The sequence below is a fragment of the Streptomyces endocoffeicus genome (assembly GCF_016741935.1).
Lineage (GTDB): Bacteria > Actinomycetota > Actinomycetes > Streptomycetales > Streptomycetaceae > Streptomyces > Streptomyces endocoffeicus.
Map to the genome: position 1 here is coordinate 1 of NZ_JAERRG010000248.1, position 303 is coordinate 303.

Consider the following 303-nt stretch of genomic DNA (forward strand, 5'->3'; position numbering starts at 1 on the left):
GATGACGGTGCCGTTGACGGCGTGGTCGGCGAGCCAACCGTGCTGGGCGGGGCTGAGCCGACCGGTGAGGACGGTCTCGCCGGAGTGGGCGAGGGTGGTGGTGGCGCCGAGAAGCGGGTGGTCGGTCCGGCTGAGTCCGGCGCTTTCCACATCGGCGTCAGCGGCTTTTTCGTTGAGCCAGTAGTGGGTGTGTTGGAAGGGGTAGGTGGGGAGTGGGGTGGTGTTGGTGGGTGGGATGAGGGTGTGCCAGGTGATGGGGTGGCCGTGGGTGTGGGCGTGGCCGAGTGCGGTGAGGAAGGCGTG

At 68.6% G+C, this 303-nt stretch carries 1 protein-coding gene; it reads right to left on the reverse strand.

Translation table 11 applies throughout. The features are described 5' to 3' along the window. On the reverse strand, window positions 1-303 hold a 303-nt coding region (locus tag JK364_RS54825; RefSeq protein WP_201858939.1), incomplete at both ends, for a hotdog family protein.